This is a genomic window from Pseudomonas sp. SDT291_1_S447 (genome assembly GCF_054070155.1).
The window spans coordinates 1-23,919 of record NZ_JBSVXS010000050.1 but is presented as its reverse complement, the minus strand read 5'-3'; the positions used below and the strand labels follow the sequence as shown (position 1 = coordinate 23,919).

At 59.6% G+C, this 23,919-nt stretch carries 23 protein-coding genes; all 23 read right to left on the bottom strand.

Annotated features, from left to right (window positions below; translation table 11 throughout):
• Nucleotides 1-35: 35 nt before the first annotated feature.
• The 23 genes from ACW9IR_RS16835 to rfbF all read right to left on the bottom strand — a co-directional run bounded on the left by ACW9IR_RS16835 (nt 36) and on the right by rfbF (nt 23,689).
• A complete protein-coding gene (locus ACW9IR_RS16835; protein ID WP_007920053.1) occupies nt 36-1,511 on the bottom strand; it encodes a sigma-54 dependent transcriptional regulator in 1,476 nt (491 codons plus the stop codon).
• A 172-nt stretch (nt 1,512-1,683) separates the two neighbouring features.
• Entirely contained in the window at nt 1,684-1,980 is a 297-nt protein-coding gene (locus ACW9IR_RS16830; RefSeq protein ID WP_095122700.1) for a flagellar protein FliT, read from the bottom strand.
• A gap of 11 nt (nt 1,981-1,991) precedes the next feature.
• The gene (fliS, locus tag ACW9IR_RS16825) at nt 1,992-2,390 is read right to left on the bottom strand and encodes a flagellar export chaperone FliS (RefSeq protein ID WP_095122701.1); all 399 of its coding nucleotides are present in this window, start codon (nt 2,388-2,390) and stop codon (nt 1,992-1,994) included.
• A gap of 129 nt (nt 2,391-2,519) precedes the next feature.
• Nucleotides 2,520-3,962, bottom strand: coding sequence for a flagellar filament capping protein FliD (gene fliD / locus ACW9IR_RS16820; protein ID WP_457464285.1), 1,443 nt, complete (start codon nt 3,960-3,962; stop codon nt 2,520-2,522).
• Nucleotides 3,963-4,044: 82 nt separating this feature from the next.
• Nucleotides 4,045-4,401: a flagellar protein FlaG gene (locus ACW9IR_RS16815; protein ID WP_007920057.1), complete on the bottom strand. Its 357-nt coding sequence runs from the start codon at nt 4,399-4,401 to the stop codon at nt 4,045-4,047.
• Nucleotides 4,402-4,474: 73 nt separating this feature from the next.
• Entirely contained in the window at nt 4,475-5,326 is an 852-nt protein-coding gene (locus tag ACW9IR_RS16810; protein WP_007920059.1) for a flagellin domain-containing protein, read from the bottom strand.
• Nucleotides 5,327-5,568: 242 nt separating this feature from the next.
• Complete coding sequence (locus ACW9IR_RS16805; protein WP_095122704.1) at nt 5,569-5,835, bottom strand: hypothetical protein; 267 nt, start codon at nt 5,833-5,835, stop codon at nt 5,569-5,571.
• Nucleotides 5,832-7,121 (bottom strand): motility associated factor glycosyltransferase family protein, encoded by a 1,290-nt coding sequence (locus tag ACW9IR_RS16800; RefSeq protein ID WP_457464282.1) that lies wholly within the window; start codon nt 7,119-7,121, stop codon nt 5,832-5,834. The genes ACW9IR_RS16805 and ACW9IR_RS16800 overlap by 4 nt, the downstream gene beginning before the upstream one ends.
• An 87-nt stretch (nt 7,122-7,208) precedes the next feature.
• Nucleotides 7,209-8,135 carry a ketoacyl-ACP synthase III gene (locus tag ACW9IR_RS16795; protein WP_095122707.1) on the bottom strand — a complete coding sequence of 309 codons (927 nt, stop codon included), beginning with the start codon at nt 8,133-8,135 and terminating at the stop codon, nt 7,209-7,211.
• Nucleotides 8,136-8,361: 226 nt separating this feature from the next.
• Nucleotides 8,362-9,414 carry a pseudaminic acid synthase gene (gene pseI, locus ACW9IR_RS16790; protein ID WP_457464280.1) on the bottom strand — a complete coding sequence of 351 codons (1,053 nt, stop codon included), beginning with the start codon at nt 9,412-9,414 and terminating at the stop codon, nt 8,362-8,364.
• Nucleotides 9,407-10,912: a UDP-2,4-diacetamido-2,4,6-trideoxy-beta-L-altropyranose hydrolase gene (gene pseG, locus ACW9IR_RS16785; RefSeq protein WP_457464278.1), complete on the bottom strand. Its 1,506-nt coding sequence runs from the start codon at nt 10,910-10,912 to the stop codon at nt 9,407-9,409. The genes pseI and pseG overlap by 8 nt, the downstream gene beginning before the upstream one ends.
• Nucleotides 10,909-11,604 carry a pseudaminic acid cytidylyltransferase gene (pseF, locus tag ACW9IR_RS16780; RefSeq protein ID WP_110719976.1) on the bottom strand — a complete coding sequence of 232 codons (696 nt, stop codon included), beginning with the start codon at nt 11,602-11,604 and terminating at the stop codon, nt 10,909-10,911. The genes pseG and pseF overlap by 4 nt, the downstream gene beginning before the upstream one ends.
• Nucleotides 11,601-12,221, bottom strand: coding sequence for a pseudaminic acid biosynthesis-associated methylase (locus ACW9IR_RS16775; RefSeq protein ID WP_457464276.1), 621 nt, complete (start codon nt 12,219-12,221; stop codon nt 11,601-11,603). The genes pseF and ACW9IR_RS16775 overlap by 4 nt, the downstream gene beginning before the upstream one ends.
• 31 nt (nt 12,222-12,252) lie before the next feature.
• On the bottom strand, nt 12,253-13,410 hold the full coding sequence (pseC, locus tag ACW9IR_RS16770; RefSeq protein WP_457464274.1) for a UDP-4-amino-4,6-dideoxy-N-acetyl-beta-L-altrosamine transaminase: 1,158 nt from the start codon (nt 13,408-13,410) through the stop codon (nt 12,253-12,255).
• Nucleotides 13,407-14,408, bottom strand: a complete 1,002-nt coding sequence (gene pseB, locus ACW9IR_RS16765) for a UDP-N-acetylglucosamine 4,6-dehydratase (inverting) (RefSeq protein ID WP_095122719.1) — start codon at nt 14,406-14,408, stop codon at nt 13,407-13,409. The genes pseC and pseB overlap by 4 nt, the downstream gene beginning before the upstream one ends.
• 23 nt (nt 14,409-14,431) lie before the next feature.
• Complete coding sequence (locus ACW9IR_RS16760) at nt 14,432-17,347, bottom strand: glycosyltransferase family 2 protein (RefSeq protein WP_102900444.1); 2,916 nt, start codon at nt 17,345-17,347, stop codon at nt 14,432-14,434.
• Nucleotides 17,348-17,401: 54 nt separating this feature from the next.
• The gene (locus tag ACW9IR_RS16755; RefSeq protein ID WP_093439633.1) at nt 17,402-18,139 is read right to left on the bottom strand and encodes a cephalosporin hydroxylase family protein; all 738 of its coding nucleotides are present in this window, start codon (nt 18,137-18,139) and stop codon (nt 17,402-17,404) included.
• A gap of 17 nt (nt 18,140-18,156) precedes the next feature.
• A complete protein-coding gene (locus tag ACW9IR_RS16750; RefSeq protein ID WP_102900443.1) occupies nt 18,157-19,227 on the bottom strand; it encodes a class I SAM-dependent methyltransferase in 1,071 nt (356 codons plus the stop codon).
• On the bottom strand, nt 19,224-20,075 hold the full coding sequence (locus tag ACW9IR_RS16745) for an NAD-dependent epimerase/dehydratase family protein (RefSeq protein WP_457464271.1): 852 nt from the start codon (nt 20,073-20,075) through the stop codon (nt 19,224-19,226). The genes ACW9IR_RS16750 and ACW9IR_RS16745 overlap by 4 nt, the downstream gene beginning before the upstream one ends.
• Nucleotides 20,072-21,298 carry a methyltransferase domain-containing protein gene (locus tag ACW9IR_RS16740; RefSeq protein WP_457464269.1) on the bottom strand — a complete coding sequence of 409 codons (1,227 nt, stop codon included), beginning with the start codon at nt 21,296-21,298 and terminating at the stop codon, nt 20,072-20,074. Before ACW9IR_RS16740 ends, ACW9IR_RS16745 begins: the two co-directional genes overlap by 4 nt.
• Nucleotides 21,295-21,855 carry a dTDP-4-dehydrorhamnose 3,5-epimerase gene (gene rfbC, locus ACW9IR_RS16735; RefSeq protein ID WP_102900440.1) on the bottom strand — a complete coding sequence of 187 codons (561 nt, stop codon included), beginning with the start codon at nt 21,853-21,855 and terminating at the stop codon, nt 21,295-21,297. Before rfbC ends, ACW9IR_RS16740 begins: the two co-directional genes overlap by 4 nt.
• Nucleotides 21,852-22,934: a CDP-glucose 4,6-dehydratase gene (gene rfbG / locus ACW9IR_RS16730; protein ID WP_095122731.1), complete on the bottom strand. Its 1,083-nt coding sequence runs from the start codon at nt 22,932-22,934 to the stop codon at nt 21,852-21,854. The genes rfbC and rfbG overlap by 4 nt, the downstream gene beginning before the upstream one ends.
• Nucleotides 22,916-23,689, bottom strand: coding sequence for a glucose-1-phosphate cytidylyltransferase (gene rfbF / locus ACW9IR_RS16725; protein WP_457464266.1), 774 nt, complete (start codon nt 23,687-23,689; stop codon nt 22,916-22,918). The genes rfbG and rfbF overlap by 19 nt, the downstream gene beginning before the upstream one ends.
• Nucleotides 23,690-23,919 lie beyond the last annotated feature (230 nt).

Genomic DNA, 23,919 nt, shown 5'->3' with positions numbered 1-23,919 from the left:
AACTGCTTATAAATGAAGCAGTTGAAAAACAGGCGTCAATCCTCCGCCTGTTCATCTCCATCGCGCCGGCTCATGCCGTATTTGCGCATCTTCTCGACCAGAGTGGTACGACGGATGCGCAGGCGCTCAGCGGCACGCGCCACAATGCCATTGGCATCGTCCAGTGCCTGCTGGATCAAGCCCTGCTCCAGACCACCCAGGTAGTCTTTCAGGTCCAGGCCTTCCGGCGGCAGCATGGCGTTGGCAGTGAAGTCCGGCGTGTGGCCGTTAATCGCCACGCGCTCTTCAAGATCGCTGCGCAGGCTGTCGACCATTTGCTCGTCTTCGTCGTCGACGTAGCGGAATTTCTTCGGCAACTCGACCACGCCGATCACCCCGTACGGATGCATGATCGCCATGCGCTCGACCAGGTTGGCCAATTCGCGGACGTTGCCCGGCCAGCCGTGACGGCACAGCGACATGATCGCTGCCGAGTTGAAGCGGATCGAACCGCGCTTCTCGTGCTCCATGCGCGAGATCAGTTCGTTCATCAGCAACGGAATGTCTTCGACACGCTCACGCAGCGGCGCCATCTCGATCGGGAACACGTTCAGGCGATAGTAGAGGTCTTCGCGGAAGGTGCCGATCTCGATCATGCTTTCGAGATTCTTGTGCGTTGCCGCGATGATGCGCACATCGACGCTCTGGGTCTTGTTGCTGCCCACGCGCTCGAAGGTGCGTTCCTGCAGGACGCGCAGCAGTTTGACCTGCATTGGCAGCGGCATGTCGCCGATTTCGTCGAGGAACAGCGTACCGCCATTGGCCAGCTCGAAACGACCGGCACGGCTGGTGATTGCACCGGTGAAGGCGCCCTTCTCGTGACCGAACAATTCGCTTTCGAGCAGCTCTGCCGGGATCGCCCCGCAGTTGACTGGCACGAACGGCGCATCGCGGCGCTTGGAGTGGTAATGCAGGTTTCGCGCAACCACTTCCTTGCCGGTCCCCGACTCGCCGAGGATCAACACACTGGCGTCGGTGTCGGCGACTTGCTGCATCATCTGGCGCACGTGCTGGATCGCACGGCTGGTGCCGACAAGGCTGCGGAACAGGTTGGGTTCGCGATGACGACCGCGCTCGCGGGCCTGGTCATACATCTCGCGGTAGACCTGGGCACGGTGCAGCGAATCGAGCAATTTGCTGTAGCTGGGCGGCATTTCGAGGGTCGAAAGCACACGACGACGCTGGTCTTCAGGCAAGTCGACGGAAGAATTATCGCCCATCAACAAAACCGGAAGGAACTCATCCCAGGTTGAGAGTGTCTTTAGCAAGCCCAAAAGCGCGCCAGGAGCATTAACCGTCCCGATCAGTACGCAAATGACCTCACGACTAGACGACAAAGAGCCGACTGCCTGCTGCCAGTCATGGCTGCCGCAGGGTAAATTTTCTTCGCCAAGAAAATTTAGAATCACCGCCAGGTCGCGGCGGCGGACGCTATCGTCATCGATCAGCAGAATTTTGGTTTCACGCCACATGCAATAGCAACTTCCCTAGTCAACTCAATGCCCGAAATTAGGGGCAAGCGAGACGCTTGCAGGACACCATGTGCCTGTAGACGCCTGAAATCTGAAAACAGCCACTAGTTAAGTCAAAAAACCGTGCACAGTCAAATTTATGGCGCACATGTCTGGATTAACTGAGTGTTAATTAACCAAACAGATGGTAAACCTTTGCCGCGTTCTGCGCTTGGGTGATCTGCGACATCTCGTTGGCAATTGCTTGCCGCTCACCCATGGCCACCTCAAGAAGCTCCTTGTAGACATGGAGCAACTCTTCAAGATTGTCGCGCAACGCGACCTCGTCCAGCGAAGCCTCAGCCATGACGTCTTCCATGCAGGAACGGCAAGCCAGATCCAGCTCGCCAATGGCTTCCCAATTACGCTCGGCCAAAGCTGTGACCAACGCTTCACGGGTATCGGCGATTCGCTGCAATACAAGACTCATGACGATCTCCTTCAGAACTGCGGAGCTGGCGTAGGCGCGATGGCGTCCCAGCCTTCTTTTACCGTACTCAGCAGACCTGCAACCTCGTCGAGAATGCGCAGATCACTGCTGATGTTCGCCTCGGCGAGGCGCTTCATCATGTAGATATACAGCCCATCCAGGTCCGCCAGCGTATCCGCACTGTTTTCCAGATCCAGACCTTCGCGCAGACCACTGACAATTCCGATCGCCTTGCTGATCGAAGTGCATTTGCCTGGAATATCCTTGCGCTCGATGGCGCCTTTGGCCTGAGCGATACGCGCCAGTCCACCTTCCATCAACATTTGCACCAGACGGTGCGGGCTCGCTTCGGATGTCTGAGCGTGTGCGCCGACTTTCTGATACTGCCGAAGGGCTAACATCGGATTCATGTTCTACCTCATTGCCACAATGACTCGTATAACCAGTGTATCGCCAACGAATCAAAAAACTTTAGAGCAGAAGACAAAAACCCGGCACACGCCGATAAAGCGTAGCCGGGTTTTTGTCGTTCCTGCCTGTTACTTCGCGGATTGCTGCGCGTTCAGCGAGCTGAAGAACGACGTGATATTGCTTGCCGTAGCCTTCATCTGCCCTACCAGCAAGTCCATGGCGTTGTACTTGGCAGTCAACGTCTTGGTCAGGTTGGCCACACGCAGGTCCAGCGCCAATTGCTGCGACGTGAGGCTGCGGGTGTTGTTGGTCAGAATGGTCATGCGCTGATCAAGCAAACCGGTGGTGGTTTTACCATCAGCAGAAGCTTTGAGGTAAGGATCGACCGCTTTGCTCATGCGCGCCAACAGACCGTTTTTGTCGTCGGTGCCGGAGAACAGCTGCTGCACCTGGCCCGTCATGCCTGGCTGAGACATAGCATTGTTGAAGGCAGTAGCGTCCAACGTCAGCTTACCGGTGTCACGATCAGTCATGACACCAATCTGCGACAGCACACCCAGCTCGCCTGGCGACGAAGTGGTCAACTGAGCTCGAATATCGGCAATCAACGTGCGCGGCAGAGAATCACCGGTAAACGCCGCCTGCACCGTCAACTTGCCATCTTCGTCCGTCGTTGCCTTGGACAGGCTGTCGATGGTGGTCTTGAGCGTGTTGAAGGCATCGACGAACTGCTGAACCGAAGCCTGCAAACCCTTGGTGTTGGTATCGACAGAGACCTTCACCGCCGTAGGGCTGGCTTCCACCAGGTTCATGGTCAGGCCACTGATGGCGCCGCTCACGGTGTTGCTCTTGCTGGTAACGGCAAGACCATCAATGGTCAGCTTCGCATCCTTGGCAATATCGCCCACAGACCCGGAATCACCCGCGGTCGGGGTGGCAGACATGATCTTGGTGCCATCGATTTCCAGACCGGCAATACCACTGACGCTCAGGTCGGAGCCCGCGCCAGTCTTGCTGGAGCTGATCACCAGACGCGAAGCACCCGAGCTGTCGGTCACAATGTTGGCGGAAATACCGTTGACACCCTGCGCCTTGTTGATGGCGTCACGGGTGGTCTGCAAGGTGGCATTGGCCGGAATATCGACATTGTAATCAGTGCCATTCTGACTGATTTTCAGGGTACCACTCGGAATGGCACTGGCCGCACCGCCGGCAAACGATGCACTGGCTACTTTCGAGCCGGTGGCCAGGTTATTCACCACGACACTGTATGTACCCGAAACAGCCGTGTTATCGGAGGTAGCGGTCAGTGTTGTCGGGGTAGCCGAGGTCGCCGTGTAGCCGGCAAACGCAGGGTTGGTCTTGCTGCCCAGATCGGTCATTGCCTTCTGGTAGGCGGCCAATGCGCTTTTCAGCGTACCGACACCGGAAATCTTCAGGGTGTTGGTTTTGGTCGCATTATCGATCTGCGTCTGCTTCGGCGACTTGTCGGCGTTGACCAGCGCGGTCACGATCGCGCCGATGTCCAGGCCGGAACCCAGTCCGGAACCCGGTAGAATTGGACTTGCCATGTGCATCTCCCTTCAGATTGTTGCCATTCTTTTGACCGTTACATGCGTCTTGAGAACGGACAAACACTATTCATGCCAGCTATCAGACTTTGGCGTCGAACAACACGTGACTGGCGTTGGCCAGACTGTCTGCCAGCTTCAAGGCTTCTGCGGAGGGAATCTGTCGAACGACCTCACCCGTCTCGCTTGCGATCACTTTGACAATGACCTTGCCGGAATGCTCGTCAATCGAGAACTCCAGATTGCGCTTGATCGACTGTACAAACTTTTCGATCTCCTGCACCGCCAGTTTCAGTTTGGCGTCGTCCGAATCCTGACTCTTCGCAGCGACCGGTGCTTCAGTCTTGGCAACTTTAGGCGTCTCTGACGGTTTGTCAGCAACCGGCGTTACTGGCTTGGGAGCCGGATAAGACACGTTAAGCTTTACGCTCATGTCCATGCCCATCACCTCTTAACGTAAAAAGGCGAGAGAGCGCGACCAGCGCACTCCCCCGCCCAAACTCGATCCGAAATTACTGAAGCAGCTTCAGTACAGCGGAAGGCAGTTGGTTGGCTTGAGCCAGAACAGAGGTCGAAGCCTGTTGCAGGGTTTGCTGCTTGGTCAGGTTAGCAGTCTCTGCGGCGAAGTCGGTATCTTGTACGCGACCTTGTGCAGCAGTGGTGTTCTCGGTGATGTTCTGCAAGTTCTGGATGGTGCTGGTCAGACGGTTTTGCGAAGCACCCAGGCTGGCACGAGTTGCACCGATGGCAGCGATTGCAGCGTCGATCGCGGTGATCGCGTTGTCGATGTTCTGCGAAGCGCCAGTTACGGTAGCACCGGTCAGGGACAGAGTACCGCTACCTACCGACAGGCTTACTGCGTCGAACTTGGAGCTCAGTACCAGGTCGATGTGGTTAGCCGAACCGGTGTTTGCGCCCACTTGCAGGGTCACAGTACCAGCCGAACCGTCCAGCAGGTTTTTGCCGTTCAGGTTGGTCGAAGCCGAGATACGGGTGATCTCGTCGGACATCTGAGCGAATTCAGCGTTGGTAGCGGTCTGGTCAGCAGTGCCGTTGGTACCGTTACGTGCTTTAACAGCCAGTTCACGCATACGCTGCAGGATGTCGGTAGTAGCTTGCAGAGCGCCTTCAGCGGTCTGGGCAACGGAGATACCGTCGTTGGCGTTCTGGATGGCTTGGGTGTTACCACGGATCTGCGAGGACATACGGTTCGAGATCTGCAGGCCAGCGGCGTCGTCTTTAGCGCTGTTGATTTTCAGGCCGGAAGACAGGCGCTGCATCGAAGTCGACAGAGCGTCGGAAGCGCGGTTCAGGTTTTTCTGAACGTTCAACGACGTGGTGTTGGTGTTTACTGTTAAAGCCATGACGAATTCCTCGTTGGTTGGGTACTGCGGCTTCCGGCCCTGGCAACCGCCGGGTATGGCCTAGAGAACCTTCGTAATAGTTATCGTCGGGATTGCAGGTTGCTTGAGGGCTTTTTGAAAAAATTTTGCCATCACCCTGCCACCCCCGCGAAAACAAAGACTTAGCAGCACATCACCCGCGAAAAAATGACGTCATAAAACCGACTGCCGTGCAAACCTGCGGGCCAGTGCTGTCGGCGTGTTCAGGCCGGAACACTTCCCAGCAAATCCACCAGCTCGTACTCCATAGAGTCAGCCAGCCCCAACCAGTCCTGGCGCTCCTGGCATTCGAGCATTTGCAGTAACAGCTGCGCCCACACCTGCTGAACCTCTGTCGGGGCAGACGCTAAACATTGCTGGGCCTTTTCAAACACATCGACCATCGTCAGCGCCGCCTCGACATCGCGCCCGAGGCGAAACAAACCCGCACACTGGCGACATTCATCCTTGCAGAGACTCAACGCACTCATTGCACAAACTCCGGATTGAAACCGGTTCCGGCGATCAGCGCCCCGGAGCGGCTGCTGTTGAGAAACTCGACCTGTGGATGCGCAGCGATATAGCGCTCCAGCACGCACAGATAACCGCGAAAGTTGAGCTGTGTGCTGACCCGCTGACCATGGCCATCGCGTACCCAATGCCGCGCCTGATTCACCGGTGGCCCCAGCTCGCCGTCGTTCCAGCCAGCATGGGTCTTGTTCATCGGGAAGGCGAAGTCAGCACCAAACAGCGTGATGCCGGTGGCGCCCATCTTTACCGCCAGATCCACCGCCGGGTGAATCACACTGCCGCCCACGTGCAACTGCGCTCGCGGATGCTGCTCACGCAGGTTCGCGTAGATCGGGCTCGCGGAATAACCTCCGTAACGCTTGCCCTTCCACGCCTTCAACACCGACGGATCGCTCATCGGCAGATACACCAGCGGGATGCCGTCGGACTCCTCGAATGGCAAATGGCGAAAGCTGATGCGCTGATCAATGCTCACCACCAGGTCCGGTACAATCCCGTGTTCGCGCAGCGGTCGATACGCAGTGTCGACACAGATGAACAACGGGCGTTCGGCGCGTTGACGGATTGCCGCCAGACGCTGGTAATGCTGCTCCAGCGTCGGCCCGGTGGCGATCACGTAGATTTCCCGGCCGGCACAGGTGCCGAACAACTGCGCCACATCCGCATCAGCGAGCAGCACCGGCAGACACGCCTGCAGACGCTGTTGAATCTCCGTTGACTGCGGATCGAAATCCCGATTGTTGAAGCTCAGGTGGACTTCGCTGACCAAGCGATCACGGACTTTCGCGTTGAAATCGTCGGCCAGCAGCATCTCGGCAGGCAGGGCAAAAAACGGCGTAAAAAAGTCTGGGTGATCGCCGGCGTAAAACAACTCGACGCGCGGATCTTCCAGCCACTGGCGCTGATCGAGCAGTTGCACCACCAGCGCGAACAATGCGCCATTGAGGATGTGCACGTACAACCGCTCAAGCCCTTCGCGCTCCAGTAGCACGCTGGGCAAATCGCCGAGGCCAGTACCGTAGACATGCAATTGCGGCTTGTCCGCCAGGCTTGCCGCCTGAATCCGGGCTTCATGGATGCGGTCATGGCGGCTGGTGAGCTGAACACCATTGACGCTGAGCGTCGAACCCAACCCCTGCACCAGTTCGGCCTGGACGGCCGCAGTGTCTTCCGCCATCAGTCGCTCGAACAGCGCCGGCCAACGCCGTTGCAACACCTCGGCATTGGCTTGAAAAAACTCGCTCATGGCGCCTCGCGCTCCGTTTCAGGCAAAAAAATAGCGTTCAAGGTTAACCTTGAACGCTATTTTTGTATCCGCCGTTTTTGATCAGACTCAAGGACGATAGATGATCGCCGAGCCCCACGACAGACCGACACCAAAACCGCTCAGGGCAATACGCTGCCAGTCGGAATCGATGACGTGTTTTTCCAGCAGCAACGGAATGCTCGACGACACGGTATTGCCGGTCTCGACCATGTCCTTGATGAACTTCTCCGGCTCGCCTTCGAAACGCCGCGCCACGGCATCGACAATCGCCGCACTGCCCTGGTGAATGCAGAAGGCATCGATGTCATCCGCCTTCAGACCAGAGTCATCGAGCAACTCGTGCAAGTGTGCCGGCACCTTCAGCAGAGCAAAGTTGAACACCTGACGACCGTTCATGAAGAACACGCCATCGGTGACTTTCAGGTGCGGCGCACCGGAACCGTCAGTACCGAACTTGGCCTTGCCCAGCGCCCAGGTCGGATCTTCGCCCATCCATGTAGCGGTGGCGGCATCGCCGAACAGCATGGTGGTGTTGCGGTCTTCCGGATCGACGATTTTCGAATACGGGTCAGCGGTGATCAGCAGGCCGTTCTTCAGGCCGGCGGCTTCCATGAAGCCCTTGATCGCGTAGATGCCGTAGACATAACCGGAGCAGCCCAGGGAAATGTCGAACGCGGCAACGTTGGTCGGCAGACCGAGTTTGTCCTGCACGATCGCTGCGGTGTGCGGCAGGCCTTCTTCGTCACCGTTCTGGGTGACGACGATCAAGGCGTCGATCGATTCACGCTTCAGTTCAGGGTTGCTGGCAAACAGCGCATTGGCCGCTTCCACGCACAGATCGGAGGTTTCCTGTTCAGCGTCTTTGCGTGGCAGAAACGCCGAACCGATCTTGCCAAGGATGAATTCTTCATCCTTCTCGAATTTTGCACCTTGTGCGTAATTGTCCACGCCGGCTACAGGAACGTAGCTCGCAATGCTTTTTATGCCAATCATTACGGCTTCCCAATAAAAAACAGCCCAAGACCACCGCTCGCAAGGATTTCGAGGGGCGCCGACAAACAGAAAACGGCCGCCACAACGGGCAGCCACGGGGAGCGCAAAGGGCTATCACTGGAATCGAAAACGAGCCAGGCGCCATCTCCCCGATCAATACAATACAGTGAAGATGCGCGTTATGACTCGCAGGTCACGCTATTTTGCCGAATCGGTGCAGATCAGGTTATTCGACCAACGACCAGTCCAGCGGCGTGCCGCGCTTGATTGGCGCGCGTGCGCGGCGGCCGAGGACGGCGTCGGTGTGCTTGGGCGGCAGACCAAGACCCGGGCGAATGGCGCGCAGATTGTCCCCGGTAAAGGTGTCACCGGCGGCCATGTCGGCCGTGACATACAGCGAGCGGCGATAGACCAGCGACTTGCGTTCAGCCTCTGTGACGCCGTAATGCACCTGCCCCATGGCTTGCCAGGCGCGCTCGGTTTCCACCACCAGACTGGCCATTTCTGCCGGCTCCAGCGAGAAACTGGCATCGACGCCACCTGCTGAACGGTCGAGGGTGAAGTGCTTTTCCACCACGGTCGCGCCAAGCGCCACCGCCGCTACCGACACGCCGACGCCCATTGAATGATCCGACAGGCCTACCTCGCAACCGAACAATTCACGCAGATGCGGGATCGTGCGCACGTTGCTGTTGAGTGGCGTCGCCGGATAGGTGCTGGTGCATTTGAGCAGCACCAGATCCTTGCAGCCAGCTTCGCGGGCAGCGCGCACGGCTTCATCCAGTTCAGCGATGCTGGCCATGCCCGTGGAGATGATCAGCGGTTTGCCGGTGGCGGCTACACGGCGAATCAACGGCAAGTCAGTGTTTTCGAAACTGGCGATCTTGTACGCCGGCACATCAAGGCTTTCGAGAAAGTCCACGGCGCTGTCATCGAACGGTGTCGAGAACGCGAGCATCCCCAGTTCCTTGGCACGAGCAAAAATCGGTGCATGCCATTCCCACGGCGTATGGGCTTTTTCATACAAGTCGTAGAGCGAAGTACCCGCCCACAGACTGTTCGGATCCTTGATGAAGAATTCGCCTTCAGACAAATCCAGCGTCATGGTTTCGGCGGTGTAGGTTTGCAGCTTCAGCGCATGCGCGCCGGCCTTGGCCGCCGCTTCGACGATTTGCAGGGCGACGTCCAGTGACTGGTTATGGTTGCCGCTCATCTCGGCAATGATGAAGGGTGGCGCGTCGGCACCGATCAAGCGGTTGCCGATCTTGAAACTAGTCATGCGGGTAATCCTTCAAAACACGGGTGAACGCACAGGCACTCTGAGTGAACCCGGCGTCACGAAACACATTCAACGAGGGACGATTGTCCGGCAACACCCGAGCGGTGATGACCGTCAGTTGCGGCCAGTGCGCGGCAACAAACGCCTCGCCACGGGCCAATAGCGCCCTGCCCCACCCCAGACCCATCCGCCGTTCGAGCAGGTAGATCGAGACTTCGGCTTCAAACCCGCGCAGGTCATACCGCACAACGCCGACCGCACCGTCATCCGCCTCGGCGATCAACAGCAGACGCTGTGGATTGCGCAAACTCGCCGTCAGCCAGTTCAGGTGCTGCGGCCAATCGATCACGCCGCTGTCCAGCGACCAGCGTCGTACCGTTTCGGCATTACGCCCATCGAACAGCAACTGCGCATCATCCAGGGTCGCCGCACGCACCTTCAGCACCGCACCGGCCAGTGCCACCGCGACACGCTCGGCACCGCGTCCGTCGACCAGTTGTCGCGAGCGCTCGGCCAGGCTTTGGCGCAAATAATGATTGCCGGTGACAAAGCCGATGGCGTCGCGCAACTGCTCGACACTGACTTGCTCACGAGCGCCCATGAACACATGCGCGCCCGCCGCGGCCATGACTTCGCCGTTGCTCTGCTGGTTGTTTGACACGGCAATGCAAATCGTCGGCAACCCCATCGCCGCCCGCTCCCAACTGGTGCCGCCCCCGGCGCCGATAAACAGATCCGCTTCCGTCATGCGCTGATGGAAATCGCTGACGAAGCTGTGCAGGCGCCAGTTCGGCCGCGTCTCGGCCAAGGCCTGCATCAGCGTCCACGCCGGGTTGTCGGCACCGGCGACAAAGTCCACTTGCAGCTCGCTGTAATCGGCCAGGGCGAGCATCGCGTGATGGGTCTGCATGGCCGCATCGAAGCCGCCGAAATTGACCAGCACGCGGCGAGCCCTGGGTTTGATTTCGATGGCCGGGCAACAGAACTCTTCGCGCAACATGGCATAGCGCGGACCGAGCAAGGTGCGACAGCCGTCGGGCAACAGCGGCTGATAATTTTCATGCAGACCGGACAAGTTCTGATTGAGCAAAAGATCTGCGCTGTAGCGCCGGGTAGCCAGATCGTCGACTGCCGCTATGCGCTGCGCCCAGCGCCGGGCGGCGGTTTGCCAGTAATGATCGAGGCCGTAATGATCGACGATGATCCAGTCGAACCCGGCATGGCCGGCCAACAACAGATCCAGCGCGTCGATGTCGGCCTGCCACGGCAGCATTGATTCGATGGCTTGCTGTGGGTCTTCATCACAATAGAGATCCGGCAACGCGAATGTCTCGAACCCTTCGGCGCTGAGCATATCGAGCCGATGCCCGGGCAATTTTCGACAGGCAAACGCGACATGGCTGCCCTGCCCGCGCAACACTCGCGCCAGCGTCAGGCAGCGGGCAATGTGGCCGCTGCCGATGGTTGGCGAGGCGTCGGCACGAATCAGCACTCTCATTGCAGCTCTCCACCCGCCTTGAGCGCGGCGTATAGGTATTCGGCACGCTTCCAGTCTTCAAGGGTGTCGATGTCCTGCACCAGATGCCGGGGCAGAATCACCGGCAGGCTGGCTGGCGAATAGAGCACCTCGCCGCGCAACCACGCCTCAGTGCGCCCCCAGTAAAACTGACCGGCGTCCTGAAATGCTTCGGGCAAATCCTGCGAACGTGTATTGCGAAATTCCGGATACAAAGCGCTCAACGCACCCTGCCCGTCCAGCGTCAGCGCACGCTGCACCGGAAAACCGAAACTGCACACGGAGAACGCGAAAGACTTGTCCAGGTGCTGCTCCAGCAACTCGATGCCCTGACGCAGATAGCGCGCCTGCAACAGCGGCGCCGTGGCATACACGCAACAGGCGTAATCGAACGCCGGCAACTGCTGCAAGGCATGCACGATCACTGCCGCCGTGCCGGTGAAATCATCGGCCAGTTCTGCCGGGCGCAAAAATGGCACCTGCGCGCCATGGGCTCGCGCCACATCGGCAATTTCGCCATCGTCGGTGCTGACCACAACCTGATCGAACAAACCCGATTCCAGCGCAGTGCGGATCGAACGGACAATCATCGGCACGCCGTCGAATGGCAAGAGATTCTTGCGCGGGATGCGTTTGCTGCCGCCACGGGCCGGGATGATTGCCACGTTGCTCAAGGACGTTTTTCCAACAGGAACCAAGTGACATCGTCTGCCGGGAATTGCGGATCGCGGTGATAGACGAAACCGTAATCCAGCAGGTGCAGATCGGCATAGCGATCGAGCATCTCACCGGCAAAATCGCGCTTGAACAGCTTGCCGCTGTTGCCACGATAGGACACTTCCACCGGTGCCGGATTGTAATACTCGGCGATCAGGATGTAGCGCTGGCTCAACTCGTACAACTGCGCATAAGCGGTCGGCAACAGCTCCGGGGCCAAGTGAATCAGCACGCCTTTACTCAGGGTCAGGTCGTAGCGGCGCTCGCGCGGGAAATCGAACAGCGAGCCATGCCAGATCTGTGCGATGTCCAACGCCCGAGCCTGAGCACAGGCGCTGTCATTGATCTCGACGCCGAACAGCTGGCAACGGGGCAGCAGTCGATGCAACGCCTGCAAATTGTTGCCGGCGTTAGTGCCCAGTTCGACCAGGCTCTCGATGCCTGCGGCACGGCTCAGCGCTTTGGCAAACAACGCCAGATTCGTCGCCACCAGCGGTTGGCCGACATTGCGCTCGACGTACTGGTTACCGAAGTCGCCCTGCCAGAACTTTTCCTGCTCACTCAAATGACGCATTGCAGATACTCATCCTTTGCCTCAGCGGCAATTATTCGGTCAGCCGACGCAATTGCTCGACCACGTAATCCTGTTGCGCATCGCTCAACAGCGGAAACAGCGGCAGGCTGATCGCCTCGGCGTAATAACGTTCGGCTTCGGGGAAATCGCCCTCGGCGAAACCCAGGTCGCGATAGTACGGCTGCAGGTGCACAGGAATGTAGTGCAGATTCACGCCAACACCGGCAGCACGCAAGCCTTCAAACACCTGACGATGACTGAGGCCGATGCGATCGGTCTGCAGCCGAATCACATACAGGTGCCAAGCCGATTGCGCCTCGGGCTGAGGGCTGGGCAACGTTACCGGCAAGTACGCCAGCAGGCGAGCGTAACGCGCGGCAAGCTCGCGGCGCCGGGCGATGAAGTCGTCGAGTTTGCTCAGTTGCGACCAACCCAGCGCGGCTTGCAGATCGGTGATGCGGTAATTGAAGCCCAGCTCGATCTGCTGGTAGTACCACGGGCCATGACTGGCCTCGGTCATTTGCTGCGGATCGCGGGTCATGCCGTGGCTGCGCAAACGTTGCAGGCGCTCGGCCAGCTCCGGACGATTGGTCAACACCATGCCGCCCTCGGCGCTGGTGATGATCTTCACCGGGTGAAAACTGAACACCGTCATTGCTGCAAATTGACCGCAGCCAACCGGACGTCCTGCGTAGGACGCACCCACCGCGTGAGACGCATCTTCGATCACGGTGAAGTTGTAGCGCTCGGCCAGTTCGGCAATCTTGCGCATGTCGCAGCTCTGCCCGGAGAACGCCACCGCCACCAGCACTTTCGGCAAAGTGCCGTCCTGCTCGGCCTGATCGAGTTTCGCTGCAAGAGCGAAGGCGTCGAGGTTCCAGGTCAACGGATCGATGTCGACGAAATCAACCTCGGCACCGCAATAACGTCCACAGTTGGCCGAGGCAAGAAAGGTATTCGGCGTCGTCCATAAACGGTCACCTGGCCCCAGACCGGCGGCCAGGCAGGCAATGTGCAGCGCCGCCGTGGCGTTGCACACCGCGACGGCGAAGTCAGCCTGGCAACGCTCGGCCATTGCCTGCTCGAAACGCTCGATGCTCGGCCCTTGGGTCAGCCAGTCCGACTGCAGCACTTCGACGACGGCGTCGATGTCTGCCTGATCGAGGCTTTGCCGACCGTAGGGAATCATACCGAGAGCTTCGCGTGCAGATCGGCGATCTGCCCGACCGAGAGAAAATGCGGGTTGGTGTCGGAGCGGTACTCGAAATCTTCGCTGACGACACGCCCCTGCTCACCGAGTCTGTCGACGGCGAAATCGACATCGACACTGGTGAAGCGAATCGACGGCTGGATGGTGTAGTGATCTTCGAACTCAAGGGTCATCCGCGCATCGTCCAGCGGCACCATCAACTCATGCAGCTTTTCACCGGGTCGAATGCCGACGTGCTTGTGCGGCAGATGTTCAGCCATGCCGCGCGCCAGATCGACGATGCGGATCGACGGGATCTTCGGCACGAACACTTCGCCGCCGTGCATCCGCGCAAAGCTGTCGAGGACGAATTGCACGCCGTGGTCGAGGGTGATCCAGAACCGTGTCATGCGTTCGTCGGTGATCGGCAACTCCTGAGCACCGTCGGCGATCAGCTTGCTGAAGAACGGCACCACCGAACCGCGCGAGCCGGCCACGTTGCCGTAGCGCACCACGGCAAAACGGGTTTCCTGCTCGCCGGCAATGTTGTTGGCGGCGACGAACAATTTGTCCGAAAGCAACTTGGTTGCGCCGTACAGATTGATCGGGCTGGCCGCCTTGTCGGTAGACAGCGCGACAACTTTTTTCACGCCGTTGTCGATGGCGGCGGCGATGATGTTCTCCGCGCCGTTGACGTTGGTGCGGATGCATTCGGTCGGGTTGTATTCCGCCGCCGGCACTTGCTTCAACGCCGCGGCATGCACCACGTAGTCGATGCCGCGCATGGCCTGACGCAGGCGATCGGCGTCACGCACATCACCAATGAAGTAACGCATGCATGGCGCGTTGAACGTCTGCTGCATTTCATACTGCTTCAGCTCGTCACGGGAGAACACCACCACGCGCTTGGGCTGGTATTGCTCGAGCAGACGCGCAATGAATTTGCGCCCGAACGAACCGGTGCCGCCGGAGATGAAAATCGATTTACCGTTGAACATATGCTGATTCCTGTCCGGCGCGCTTAAGCGAGCAACTGAGCCCAGTTGATCGAGGCATTTTCACCCAGGGTGAAACCTTTGCCGCTCAGCGCCAGGTTGGCGTTGTAAGCCGGATCCTGCGCGAAGACATCGCTCCATTTTTCACGCAGTGCCGCCAGTGCTTGCGGCGCCTGCGGCAGCTCACCGGTATGCAGCACCTGCACCAACGGCGTCCACACGGTGAGGTAACCGGCCTGACCGGCCTTGAGGCACAGATCGACATCGGCATAACCCTCGACGAAGGTCACTTCGTCCAGCCCGCCAAGGACGTTGAACAGTTCTTTGCGCACCATCAGGCAGACCTTCGACACGGCCGAGTAATTCTGCTCGACGGCCAGACGATGCATGTAGCCGGCTGCCGCGTGTTTATCACCGATGAAGGCCGATCCCACGCCATCGTTGAGGCCAAGAATCAGACCGGCCTGAGCGATGTTGCCGTCACGGTCGACCAATTTCGCACCGACGATGCCCACTTCCGGACGCTGGGCGTGGTTGAGCAGCGAATCGATCCAGTTCGGATTGACGACTTCACTGTCTGCGGCCAGCAGTACCAGATACTCACCCTGAGCCTGCTCGCTGGCAGCGTTGTACAGCGCGACTTCGCTCAGCGGCTGATCGGCACGCAACACATTGACTTTGGCGTGGCGCAGCGTGCCCAGCCAGTCGTTGACCGCTGCCGACTGATTGGCGTTTGCCGCCAGCAACACTTCATAACGACTGTAACGGGTTCTGAGCAACACGCCTTCCAGGCAGCGGCGCAGCACTGGCAGATCATCGATGACCGGCACAATGATCGAAACCAGTGGCTGTTCGGTGTGACGGTAATCGATCTGCCAGGTGCCCGGCGCCGTCGACGTGACCTTGGCCTTGTAGCCGCGATTACCCAGATGACGCAACAATGCCTGACGCTCGTGGGCGTTTTCTTCAAGCTCTGCCGCCTGAGTGATCAGCAACGGCTCGTCGAGGTGCGCGAGGCCATCGAGGCCACCCTGCTCAATAATGCGCAGCAGCAGGTCGAATTCCAGCGCCTTGCTGAAATCGGCCTGATAACCGCCGGCGTCGAGCAACACTTCGCGACGGATCAACCAATGGCGCGCCATCAGTGCCGGCACGCTTTGCAGCAGATCGAGATTGAAACCGGGGCGGAACACGTCAACCAGCGCGCCATTGTCCTTGCGCTGGATCTCATCGGTGGCGACGGCACGTACACCCTCTGCCGACATCAGTTCCAGGCTGGCGCGCAACAGGCCGCTGGCGGTGAACTGGTCACCCGCCTCTCCCAGCAGTAACCAATCGCTTGGCGACTGCTGAGCGCTCTGGTTGAGCTTGTCGACAAAGTTGCTTTGGGTAACACGGACAAAGTGCAGAGTGTTTTGTGCCGTCGTCGCCGCCGGTGCTTCGCCGGTGGTGAACACGACAATCCTGAACGCTTTGCAGTGACCTTCCAGCAGGCTGTCGAGCGACACCTGCAACTTGTCGATGTCGTTGTCCAGGTCGAGCAGGAAAATGCCGAATTGCGGGCCACCGCCTTCAGTCGCCAGATGTTGGCCAATCGACTCGAGTTGTTCGATCGCCGGCGTGCGAGCCGCCAGCCACTGCAACAGGCGACCGGACTTCATTTTGCCGAAGACTGGCTGATGATCGTCGACCGTCAGCGCTTCGAGACGGGCGATCCACTCGCGCATGGCTTGCGCAGCGCTTTCGTCACCGACAACGTCCAGTTGCGCCGCCAGGCGTTTGACCACAGTCTGGTTGAAGGCGTTGAGATCATGGGCCTGCCACAACCGGTCAACTACACTTTCCGCCGTGTCGTTGTTGCGCGCCTGCAACAGATGCGCCTGACGGGCCCACACGCCTTCCAGCCCTTCGAGTTGCATGCGACCGGCCGGCAGCGTGTGCAAGATGAATTCGAACTGCTCCAGACGCTCAAAGAATGCCTGGTTGTAAAACGGCATTTCGACATACTGCAGCGGGCCAAAACGACGATCCGGCGCCTTCAGTTCCTGGTTCCAGGTCGACTCGATAATCAGCTCGGCGGTCAGTGCCCGCCCGGACTTCAGGCTGTCGGCCATTGCCTCGAAACTCTCCAGGGCAAAGGCCTTGGCCTGCCCGGCATCCAGCCCTTCGATAGCGGTAGGCAGCGAGACGAGGAACTCGGCAAACGCCTCGCGTTCGGCGACCGATTTGGCGTCGACGTAGGTCAGCGAGTGATACACATCGGTATTGTGCTCGGAGACACCGTAGTTGATCTCGCGCACCACGTACGGAATCGGCAGGATGCGCGCCTTGGCACTGGCCAGCAGGTAGTAGACGTGGCCAATTTCCTGCCACTGGAAATTGGTCCCCGGCGGCAGCGCCGCATGCCAGTTTTTCATCAGGTCAGTACGGGTTACCGCGTAGAACGGCGGGATGTACTGGCTCATGTAATCGAGGACGCGATCCTGCGCCCGCTCGGACGCATAGTCTTCCTGGACTTTCTTGTCACGGCGGTAGTAGTTCACGCCATGAGCCAATGACAGGTACATCAGGCAATAGCCGTGGCACATCCCGTAATCAGGGTTGGCATGCAGGAAACCGACGGATTCTGCCAGCGAATCATGCAGGATGAAGTCGTCGTCGGCCGCCAGCACCATGTACGGCGTGGTCAGATGCTCGACACCATAGGCCAGTTTGGCCTGCATGCCCCAGTAGGCGAACTGCGGCACATGGTGGTAATCGACGGCGGAGAAGTCGCCTTCAGGTCGTTCGAGTGTCGAATCGAGCACCATGATCCTGCAGGGCAAGCTGCTGTAATACTTCACCGCCCGGCGCAGAAACGCCGGCCGATTGTGAGTAATCAGGACGACGGTCAATAGCTCTTCGAGCGGTAGCGCCAGTTCAGTACTGTACTTGCCTTGCATAACTTCTCTCCACAACCGGCGACTCGCCGAAACAACGCTTGGTGATGTTGCGAATTAACGGACGCGACGCAGATAGCCGTCCGGCGCCACGGTGATCAGCAGCTTGTTTTGCAACTGCTGGTCGATCTCGAAATCCTGGTTCTCTTCGAGGTATTTCCACACGGCGGTTTTCGGGTTGTCGCCCGGACCCCATGGGCGATCCGGGAAGAAATCGGCCGGCATGTCTTCGACCACGGTGTCCATCACCACGCAGTAGCTGTCGACCGACACCAGTGGAGCGTACAGACGCAGTTCTTCGAGGACGTGATCGTGGGTGTGGTTGGAGTCGAGCACCAGAATGACTTTCTTGCCTTTGGCCGCAGCCTGCACCTGGGCGGCAATGCCGGCGTCGATGCTCGAACCTTCGATCATCTTGATGCGCTTGGCCATCGGGTGGCTTTCGATCGCTTCGCGGTTGTGCGGGCGAATGTCGAGGTCGATGCCCAGCACTTCGCCGTGGCCTTGCAGCTCCAGCAACGAGGCGTAGTAGATGATCGAGCCGCCGTGGGCGATGCCGCACTCGATGACCAGGTCCGGTTTGACCTGCCAGATGATCTCCTGCATGGCCATCATGTCTTGTGGCAGCTGGATGATCGGACGGCCCATCCACGAGAAGTGGTAGCTGTATTTGTGCTTGGCCGATTCATTGAAGAAATCACGGGCCAGGCCGGTGAGTTTCTGGTCGTCACCCTGCTGGGCAATCTGTTCCCGGCACTCGGCTTCGAAGGCTTGGTTGATGCTGTTGTCGGTCATTTTAATAATCTCAAGGGTCACTGAAACGAAGCGCTGTCGACGGCGTGATAGACGTAGCGTCCACCGGTCATCCGCTTGATCTCTTCGAGGTAATTGGAATTCATCACAAACAGGTTGGCGCCCTCGGGCAGCGCGTCCATCGCCTCTTGCGGCGAGGACACCCGTGCGCCGCTCAATGGCAGATAACGCCCCTGCTTGGCCGGGTTGATATCCACCACACGATCCACTGCCACCCCGGCGCGTTGCAGGAACAGCGAATAGATCACGCCTTTGGACGAGGCGCCCCAGATCGCCGAACCCTGCTCGGGGGCGGACTGAATGATCTGCACGGCGCGATCGAGGCTGGCGGTGAAGCCGTCAGGCAGGGCCAGGCGCGGCACCGGTTGCTCCGGGGTCAGGCGCAATGTCCCAAGGTCGGCGACGATGTACAGGTATTGGCCACCGAACAGGTGACCAGCCTCGTGCACCGTGCCGAACATCCGCCGCAGGTCATCGAGGCGGAAATAATTGACGTGTTCGTAGAACAGATCGAACCAGGCTTTGTGCTCGAGAATCCAGTCGAAGCACGGCACTTCGATGTAGATCTGCCCGCCCTGATTGGCGTTGGCAATTTCAGCGAGGAAGCTCACCGGATCCTGAATATGTTCCAGCACATGGCGGAGCACGATGGCGTCTGCGGCCAGTCCCAGGCCACGGGTGAACGGTGCCTTGATCACGTCGGCGCTTTCGCCTTCGTAAGCCGGATCGATGCCGGTGATCGCATAACCGAGGCCCTTGAGCAACTCAAGAAAGTAGCCTTTGCCGCAGCCGACTTCGATCAGCTCCTGGCCCTTGAAGTGCTTGGCGATGATGCCTTCGACGTCACTCAAGTGCTTCTGGAACTGGCCGGAATGCGCCTGTTCGTTCTGGTAATCGGCGTCGTAGCTGAGTTTGTCGGCGTCGAACGCGGCGTTGAAGATCAAACCGCTGCGCTCGTCCTGCACCAACAGCATGTCGGCACTGGCCGAGGCCTGTGCCGATGCGGCATCGGCAAAGGTGCGGTTCTGCAGCACCGGCAGGTCGGTGACCCGGTACAACTCGTGCTTCATTGCGGCTCTCCCAGTAACTGTTGCAAACGCTCGGTCACCGCCCAGAACGCCAGGGGCTCGTGGGTTGGGTATGGGTAGTGGCCGAGGTTCAGATGCAGCGACACGTCGCGTTCGCGCAGGCGTTGTTCGACCAACGCACGTACGGACACCGGTTGGCCGCTGGCGCAATTGATCACGCCGTTGAAGTCGGTTTTTTGCAGGATCGCGGCGAGGTAACCGGCAGCGCGCTCAATCGGCAGAAAATCGCGCAGCTGCTCACCGGCCGACATGTTGAACGACGGCTCACCGGCATCGATCGCCCGGTCCAGTGCCGCCAACAGACTGTTGGGGTTCTGACCTTCGCCATGCAGATAGAACAGGCGCGCCCACTGCAAGGTGAACGGTTGTTCCTGCTGCAGATGTTGCAAAAACAGCTGTAGCGTGTGCTTGGCCAGACCGTAAGGATTGCTCGGCTGCGGCTCGGTGCTTTCGCTGAGTGGCCCGCTTTGCATGCCGTATTCAAAACAGGTGCCGGTGACCAGCACCTGCTGCACGCCCGCCTCGACCGCGCTTTTGATAAAGCGGTAATCAGCCATCAGGTTGTGCTCGAAATGGAACAGCGCCCGATAGTTCGGCAAACCCGGCCAGGCCAGATGCGCCAGCGCGTCGATGCCATCGGTCAACGCGTGGATATCGAGATCGGCGGCGTGAATATCCGCGGCGATGAACTCGACGCTGTTGATCCACGGCATGCCTTGCGCGGTTTCTGCGTTGCGCGCCACGGCGCGAACATCGCAGCCGCGTGCAAGCAATGCCGCGACCAGATGCCGACCGACAAACCCTGTGGCGCCAGTGACCAGAACCTTCACAGCACGCTCAACTCAGGCACGGCGATCACGAAGCGGCCATCCCACTGACGCACTTGCGCCAGTTGCTGACTGACTTCGTGCAGCAGGTTCCACGGCAGCACCAGCACGTAATCCGGTTTTTCGAGATCAATCTGCGCCGGCGCCACAATCGGAATGCGGCTACCCGGCAGGAACTTGCCCTGCTTGTGCGGATTGGCATCAGCCACCCAGGCCAGCAGGTCGGGTTTGACCCCGGCGTAGTTGAGCAAGGTGTTGCCCTTGGCCGCCGCGCCGTAACCGACCACACGTTTGCCGTCGGCCTTGGCCTGCAACAGGAAGCGCAACAGTTCATGCTTGATGCGTTCAGCGGCAGGCGCGAGGGTGGCGTAGTACTCGGCGGTTTTTACCCCGGCATCCAGTTCGGCTTGCAATTGTTGCTGCACCGCAGGTTGAACCGCACGGCGCTGGCCGTCCTTGCGCTGGACGAATACGCGCAGCGAACCACCATGGGTGGTCAGTTGGCTGACGTCGAACACTTCCAGACCATTGCGCTCGCACAGGGTCTGCACGGCGGTCAGCGACAGATAGGAATAGTGCTCGTGATAGAGCGTGTCGAACTGCGCGCCCGCCATCAGCGTCAGCAGTTGCGGGAATTCGAAGGTGGCCACGCCGGTTGGCTTGAGCAGCGTCGCGAAGCCGCCGAGGAAATCGTTGATATCCGGCACATGCGCGAGCACGTTGTTGGCCGCCATCAGGTCGGCGCCCCAGCCTTCGCTTTTCAGCTTCATGGCGGTGTCGCAACCGAAGAACAGTTCGCGGATTTCCAGGCCTTTTTCCCGCGCCGCTTGTGCAGTGCTGCGGGTCGGCTCGACGCCCAGGCACGCAATGCCGCGAGCGGCGACGTACTGCAGCAGATAACCGTCGTTGGCGGCGATTTCGACCACGCGACTGTCGGCAGTCAGGCCAAAGCGCTCGACCATTTCGGCGACATAGCGCTCGGCATGGGCCAGCCAGGTGCTGGAGAACGAACTGAAGTAGGCGTACTCGGCGTCGAACAGGCTGTCGGCGCTGGTGTAATCCTCGGTCTGTACCAGCCAGCATTGCTGGCACACCGCGACCTTCAGCGGCACCCACTGCTCGGCCTGTTCCAGGCGATCAGCGTGGACGTAGGCGTTGGACGGCGGCGAGGTACCAAGGTCGATCAGCGGCAGGCTCAGCGGTGCGGCGCACCCACGGCAGTTCATAGACGCACTCCAGCAAAGTGTTGATCGAGCGCGGGATGGCTGGAATCCCGCGCTGACAAATTATTGACAGGCAACGGCCAGGCAATCGCCAGCCGTGGATCGTTCACCGACAGACCGCCCTCATGCTCCGGCGCGTAATCGGCGCTGTGCAAGTAAAGCAATTCGGCGTCTTCGCTCAGCGTCTGGAAACCGTGGGCGAACCCGGCCGGGATCAACAGGCTGCGACCATCACCGGCCTTCAGGTGCTCGGCGTGCCAGTGCAGAAACGTTTCGGAATCCGGACGCAGGTCCACCGCCACGTCCCACACTTCACCGCGCAGGCAGGTGATCAGTTTGGCTTCCGGGGCGTTGCCATTCTGATAATGCAGACCGCGCACACTGCCCTTCTCGCGGGTGCAGGAATGGTTGATCTGACGGATATGGAATTCACTGCCGAACGCACTCAGGCTGCCTTCGCAGAACAGCCGGGCGAAGTGCCCACGCTGATCTTCGAAACGTTTGTGCTGGACGCTGAACAACCCGGCCAGCGGCAACGCCTTCAGGGAAAACTCGCTCACAGCGCGCCTCGGTACAGGTTCAATTGGCCGAGGGTGACGGTGCGCATGTCATCGCCGTTCTGCCACGCCAGGTGCCAGTCGAGGGTCTGGGTCAGGCATGCCTGCAAGGTCCAGCGTGGTTGCCAGCCGAGCAGTTGGCGCGCGCGGCTGCTGTCCAGACGCAACAGACCCGCCTCGTGCAGTTCGCTTTTTTCGATGCGCAAACCGCGCGCCTGCGGCCAGCGGCTGGCGAGCAATTCGACGACTTCGCCAACGCTGCACATGTCCGCTTCGCCCGGGCCGAAGTTCCACGCCCCGGCGTATTCCGGGCCTTGCTCGTAGAGGCCAGCGGCCAGTTGCAGGTAACCGGCGAGCGGCTCCAGCGCGTGCTGCCACGGGCGTACGGCTTGCGGATAGCGCAGGGTCACCGGCTCGTCGGCGGTCCAGGCTTTGAGCACGTCGGGAATCAGTCGCTCAGGGGCAAAATCGCCGCCGCCGAGGACGTTGCCGGCACGCGCGGTGGCCAGGGCCAGACCGTGTTCGGCGTACTTGTCCGCCGGGAAAAACGACGCGGCATAGGATTGCGCGAGCAGTTCACAGCAGGCCTTGCTGCTGCTGTAAGGGTCGTGGCCACCGAGGGCTTCGTCTTCGCGGTATGGCCACAGCCATTCCTTGTTGGCGTAGACCTTGTCGGTGGTCACCAGCACACAGGCGCGCACGCAACCGACCTGACGAATCGCTTCGAGCAGGTTTAGCGTACCCATGACGTTACTGGAGTAAGTGCCGAGCGGATCGCGATAGCCTTCGCGCACCAACGGCTGCGCGGCCAGGTGCAGCACGATCTCCGGCTCGGTATCAGCGATGACTTCCAGCAAAGCGCCGAGATCACGCAGATCACCGCGCTGATCGTTGATGCCTTCGTGCACGCGCGCCAGTTCGAACAGGCTCGGTTCGGTCGACGGATCGAGGGAAAAACCGCTGACTTGCGCGCCGAGGCTTTGCAGCCACAGGGTCAGCCAACTGCCTTTGAAACCGGTATGTCCGGTGACGAGGACGCGTTTGCCGCGCCAGAAATCCGCACTCAGGCCCATTGCTTCCATGGGGCCTCCCCGCTCTGCCACAGCGCTTCGAGATGGTTCTTGTCGCGCAGGGTGTCCATCGGGTGCCAGAAGCCTTCGTGTTCGAAGGCTTTCAACTGTTCGTCCGCGGCCAGACGCGCCAAGGGTTCGGCTTCCCAAGTGGTCGAGTCATCGGCGATGTACGGCAGCACTTTTGGCGACAGTACGAAAAAGCCACCGTTGATCCAGCCACCGTCACCACGAGGTTTTTCGGTAAAACCCAGCACTTGATCGCCTTGACGCTCAAGCGCGCCGTAACGACCCGGCGGTTGCACGGCAGTGACGGTCGCGAGACGGCCGTGGCCTTTATGGAAATCCACAAGTTGCGCAATGTTGATATCGGAAACGCCGTCGCCGTAGGTGAAGCAGAACGCCTCTTCATCCTGCAGATAACGGCCAGCGCGCAGCAGACGGCCACCGGTCATGGTTTCCTCACCGGTGTCGATGAGCGTGACGCTCCACGGCTCGCTGTAATTCTGATGCACGTCCATGCGGTTTTCGCGCATGTTGAAGGTGACGTCGGAGGTGTGCAGGAAGTAGTTGGCGAAGAAGTCCTTGATCGCATAGCCCTTGTAGCCAAGGCAAATCACGAAGTCATGAATCCCGTGGGCGGAATACTGCTTCATGATGTGCCAGAGAATTGGCTTGCCGCCGATCTCGATCATCGGCTTGGGCTTGAGGTGCGACTCTTCACTGATGCGCGTGCCGAGGCCACCCGCCAAAATAACTGCCTTCATCGTCTCCCCTCTTGTTCTTCACCGGGCTGCGCGCCGCTTTCTTGAGCTTTGCGGGCCTTCTGGCTAAACCTTTTGCCGATCCGTGCGCCGCTGGAGTGACCGCGAACGCTCGTTTTATGGCGATTTACAGGGGACTTGCAGGAAACGCGCCAGCTCCACAAGCCCCTCACCCTAACCCTCTCCCAAAGGGAGAGGGGACTGATCGAGTAGTTTGCGAGAAGTACGCCGAC

Excerpts from the sequence above, each read along its gene's own strand:
- pseC (WP_457464274.1), bottom strand. The coding sequence starts at position 13,410 with ATGATTCCCTACGGTCGGCAAAGCCTCGATCAGGCAGACATCGACGCC.
- ACW9IR_RS16815 (WP_007920057.1), bottom strand. The coding sequence starts at position 4,401 with ATGGACATGAGCGTAAAGCTTAACGTGTCTTATCCGGCTCCCAAGCCA.
- rfbF (WP_457464266.1), bottom strand. The coding sequence starts at position 23,689 with ATGAAGGCAGTTATTTTGGCGGGTGGCCTCGGCACGCGCATCAGTGAA.
- pseB (WP_095122719.1), bottom strand. The coding sequence starts at position 14,408 with ATGTTCAACGGTAAATCGATTTTCATCTCCGGCGGCACCGGTTCGTTC.
- ACW9IR_RS16760 (WP_102900444.1), bottom strand. The coding sequence starts at position 17,347 with ATGCAAGGCAAGTACAGTACTGAACTGGCGCTACCGCTCGAAGAGCTA.
- ACW9IR_RS16795 (WP_095122707.1), bottom strand. The coding sequence starts at position 8,135 with ATGATTGGCATAAAAAGCATTGCGAGCTACGTTCCTGTAGCCGGCGTG.
- pseG (WP_457464278.1), bottom strand. The coding sequence starts at position 10,912 with ATGAGAGTGCTGATTCGTGCCGACGCCTCGCCAACCATCGGCAGCGGC.
- fliS (WP_095122701.1), bottom strand. The coding sequence starts at position 2,390 with ATGAATCCGATGTTAGCCCTTCGGCAGTATCAGAAAGTCGGCGCACAC.
- ACW9IR_RS16800 (WP_457464282.1), bottom strand. The coding sequence starts at position 7,121 with ATGAGCGAGTTTTTTCAAGCCAATGCCGAGGTGTTGCAACGGCGTTGG.
- fliD (WP_457464285.1), bottom strand. The coding sequence starts at position 3,962 with ATGGCAAGTCCAATTCTACCGGGTTCCGGACTGGGTTCCGGCCTGGAC.
- ACW9IR_RS16805 (WP_095122704.1), bottom strand. The coding sequence starts at position 5,835 with ATGAGTGCGTTGAGTCTCTGCAAGGATGAATGTCGCCAGTGTGCGGGT.
- ACW9IR_RS16755 (WP_093439633.1), bottom strand. The coding sequence starts at position 18,139 with ATGACCGACAACAGCATCAACCAAGCCTTCGAAGCCGAGTGCCGGGAA.
- pseI (WP_457464280.1), bottom strand. The coding sequence starts at position 9,414 with ATGACTAGTTTCAAGATCGGCAACCGCTTGATCGGTGCCGACGCGCCA.
- ACW9IR_RS16775 (WP_457464276.1), bottom strand. The coding sequence starts at position 12,221 with ATGCGTCATTTGAGTGAGCAGGAAAAGTTCTGGCAGGGCGACTTCGGT.
- rfbG (WP_095122731.1), bottom strand. The coding sequence starts at position 22,934 with ATGGAAGCAATGGGCCTGAGTGCGGATTTCTGGCGCGGCAAACGCGTC.
- ACW9IR_RS16740 (WP_457464269.1), bottom strand. The coding sequence starts at position 21,298 with ATGAACTGCCGTGGGTGCGCCGCACCGCTGAGCCTGCCGCTGATCGAC.
- ACW9IR_RS16810 (WP_007920059.1), bottom strand. The coding sequence starts at position 5,326 with ATGGCTTTAACAGTAAACACCAACACCACGTCGTTGAACGTTCAGAAA.
- ACW9IR_RS16750 (WP_102900443.1), bottom strand. The coding sequence starts at position 19,227 with ATGAAGCACGAGTTGTACCGGGTCACCGACCTGCCGGTGCTGCAGAAC.
- ACW9IR_RS16830 (WP_095122700.1), bottom strand. The coding sequence starts at position 1,980 with ATGAGTCTTGTATTGCAGCGAATCGCCGATACCCGTGAAGCGTTGGTC.
- ACW9IR_RS16835 (WP_007920053.1), bottom strand. The coding sequence starts at position 1,511 with ATGTGGCGTGAAACCAAAATTCTGCTGATCGATGACGATAGCGTCCGC.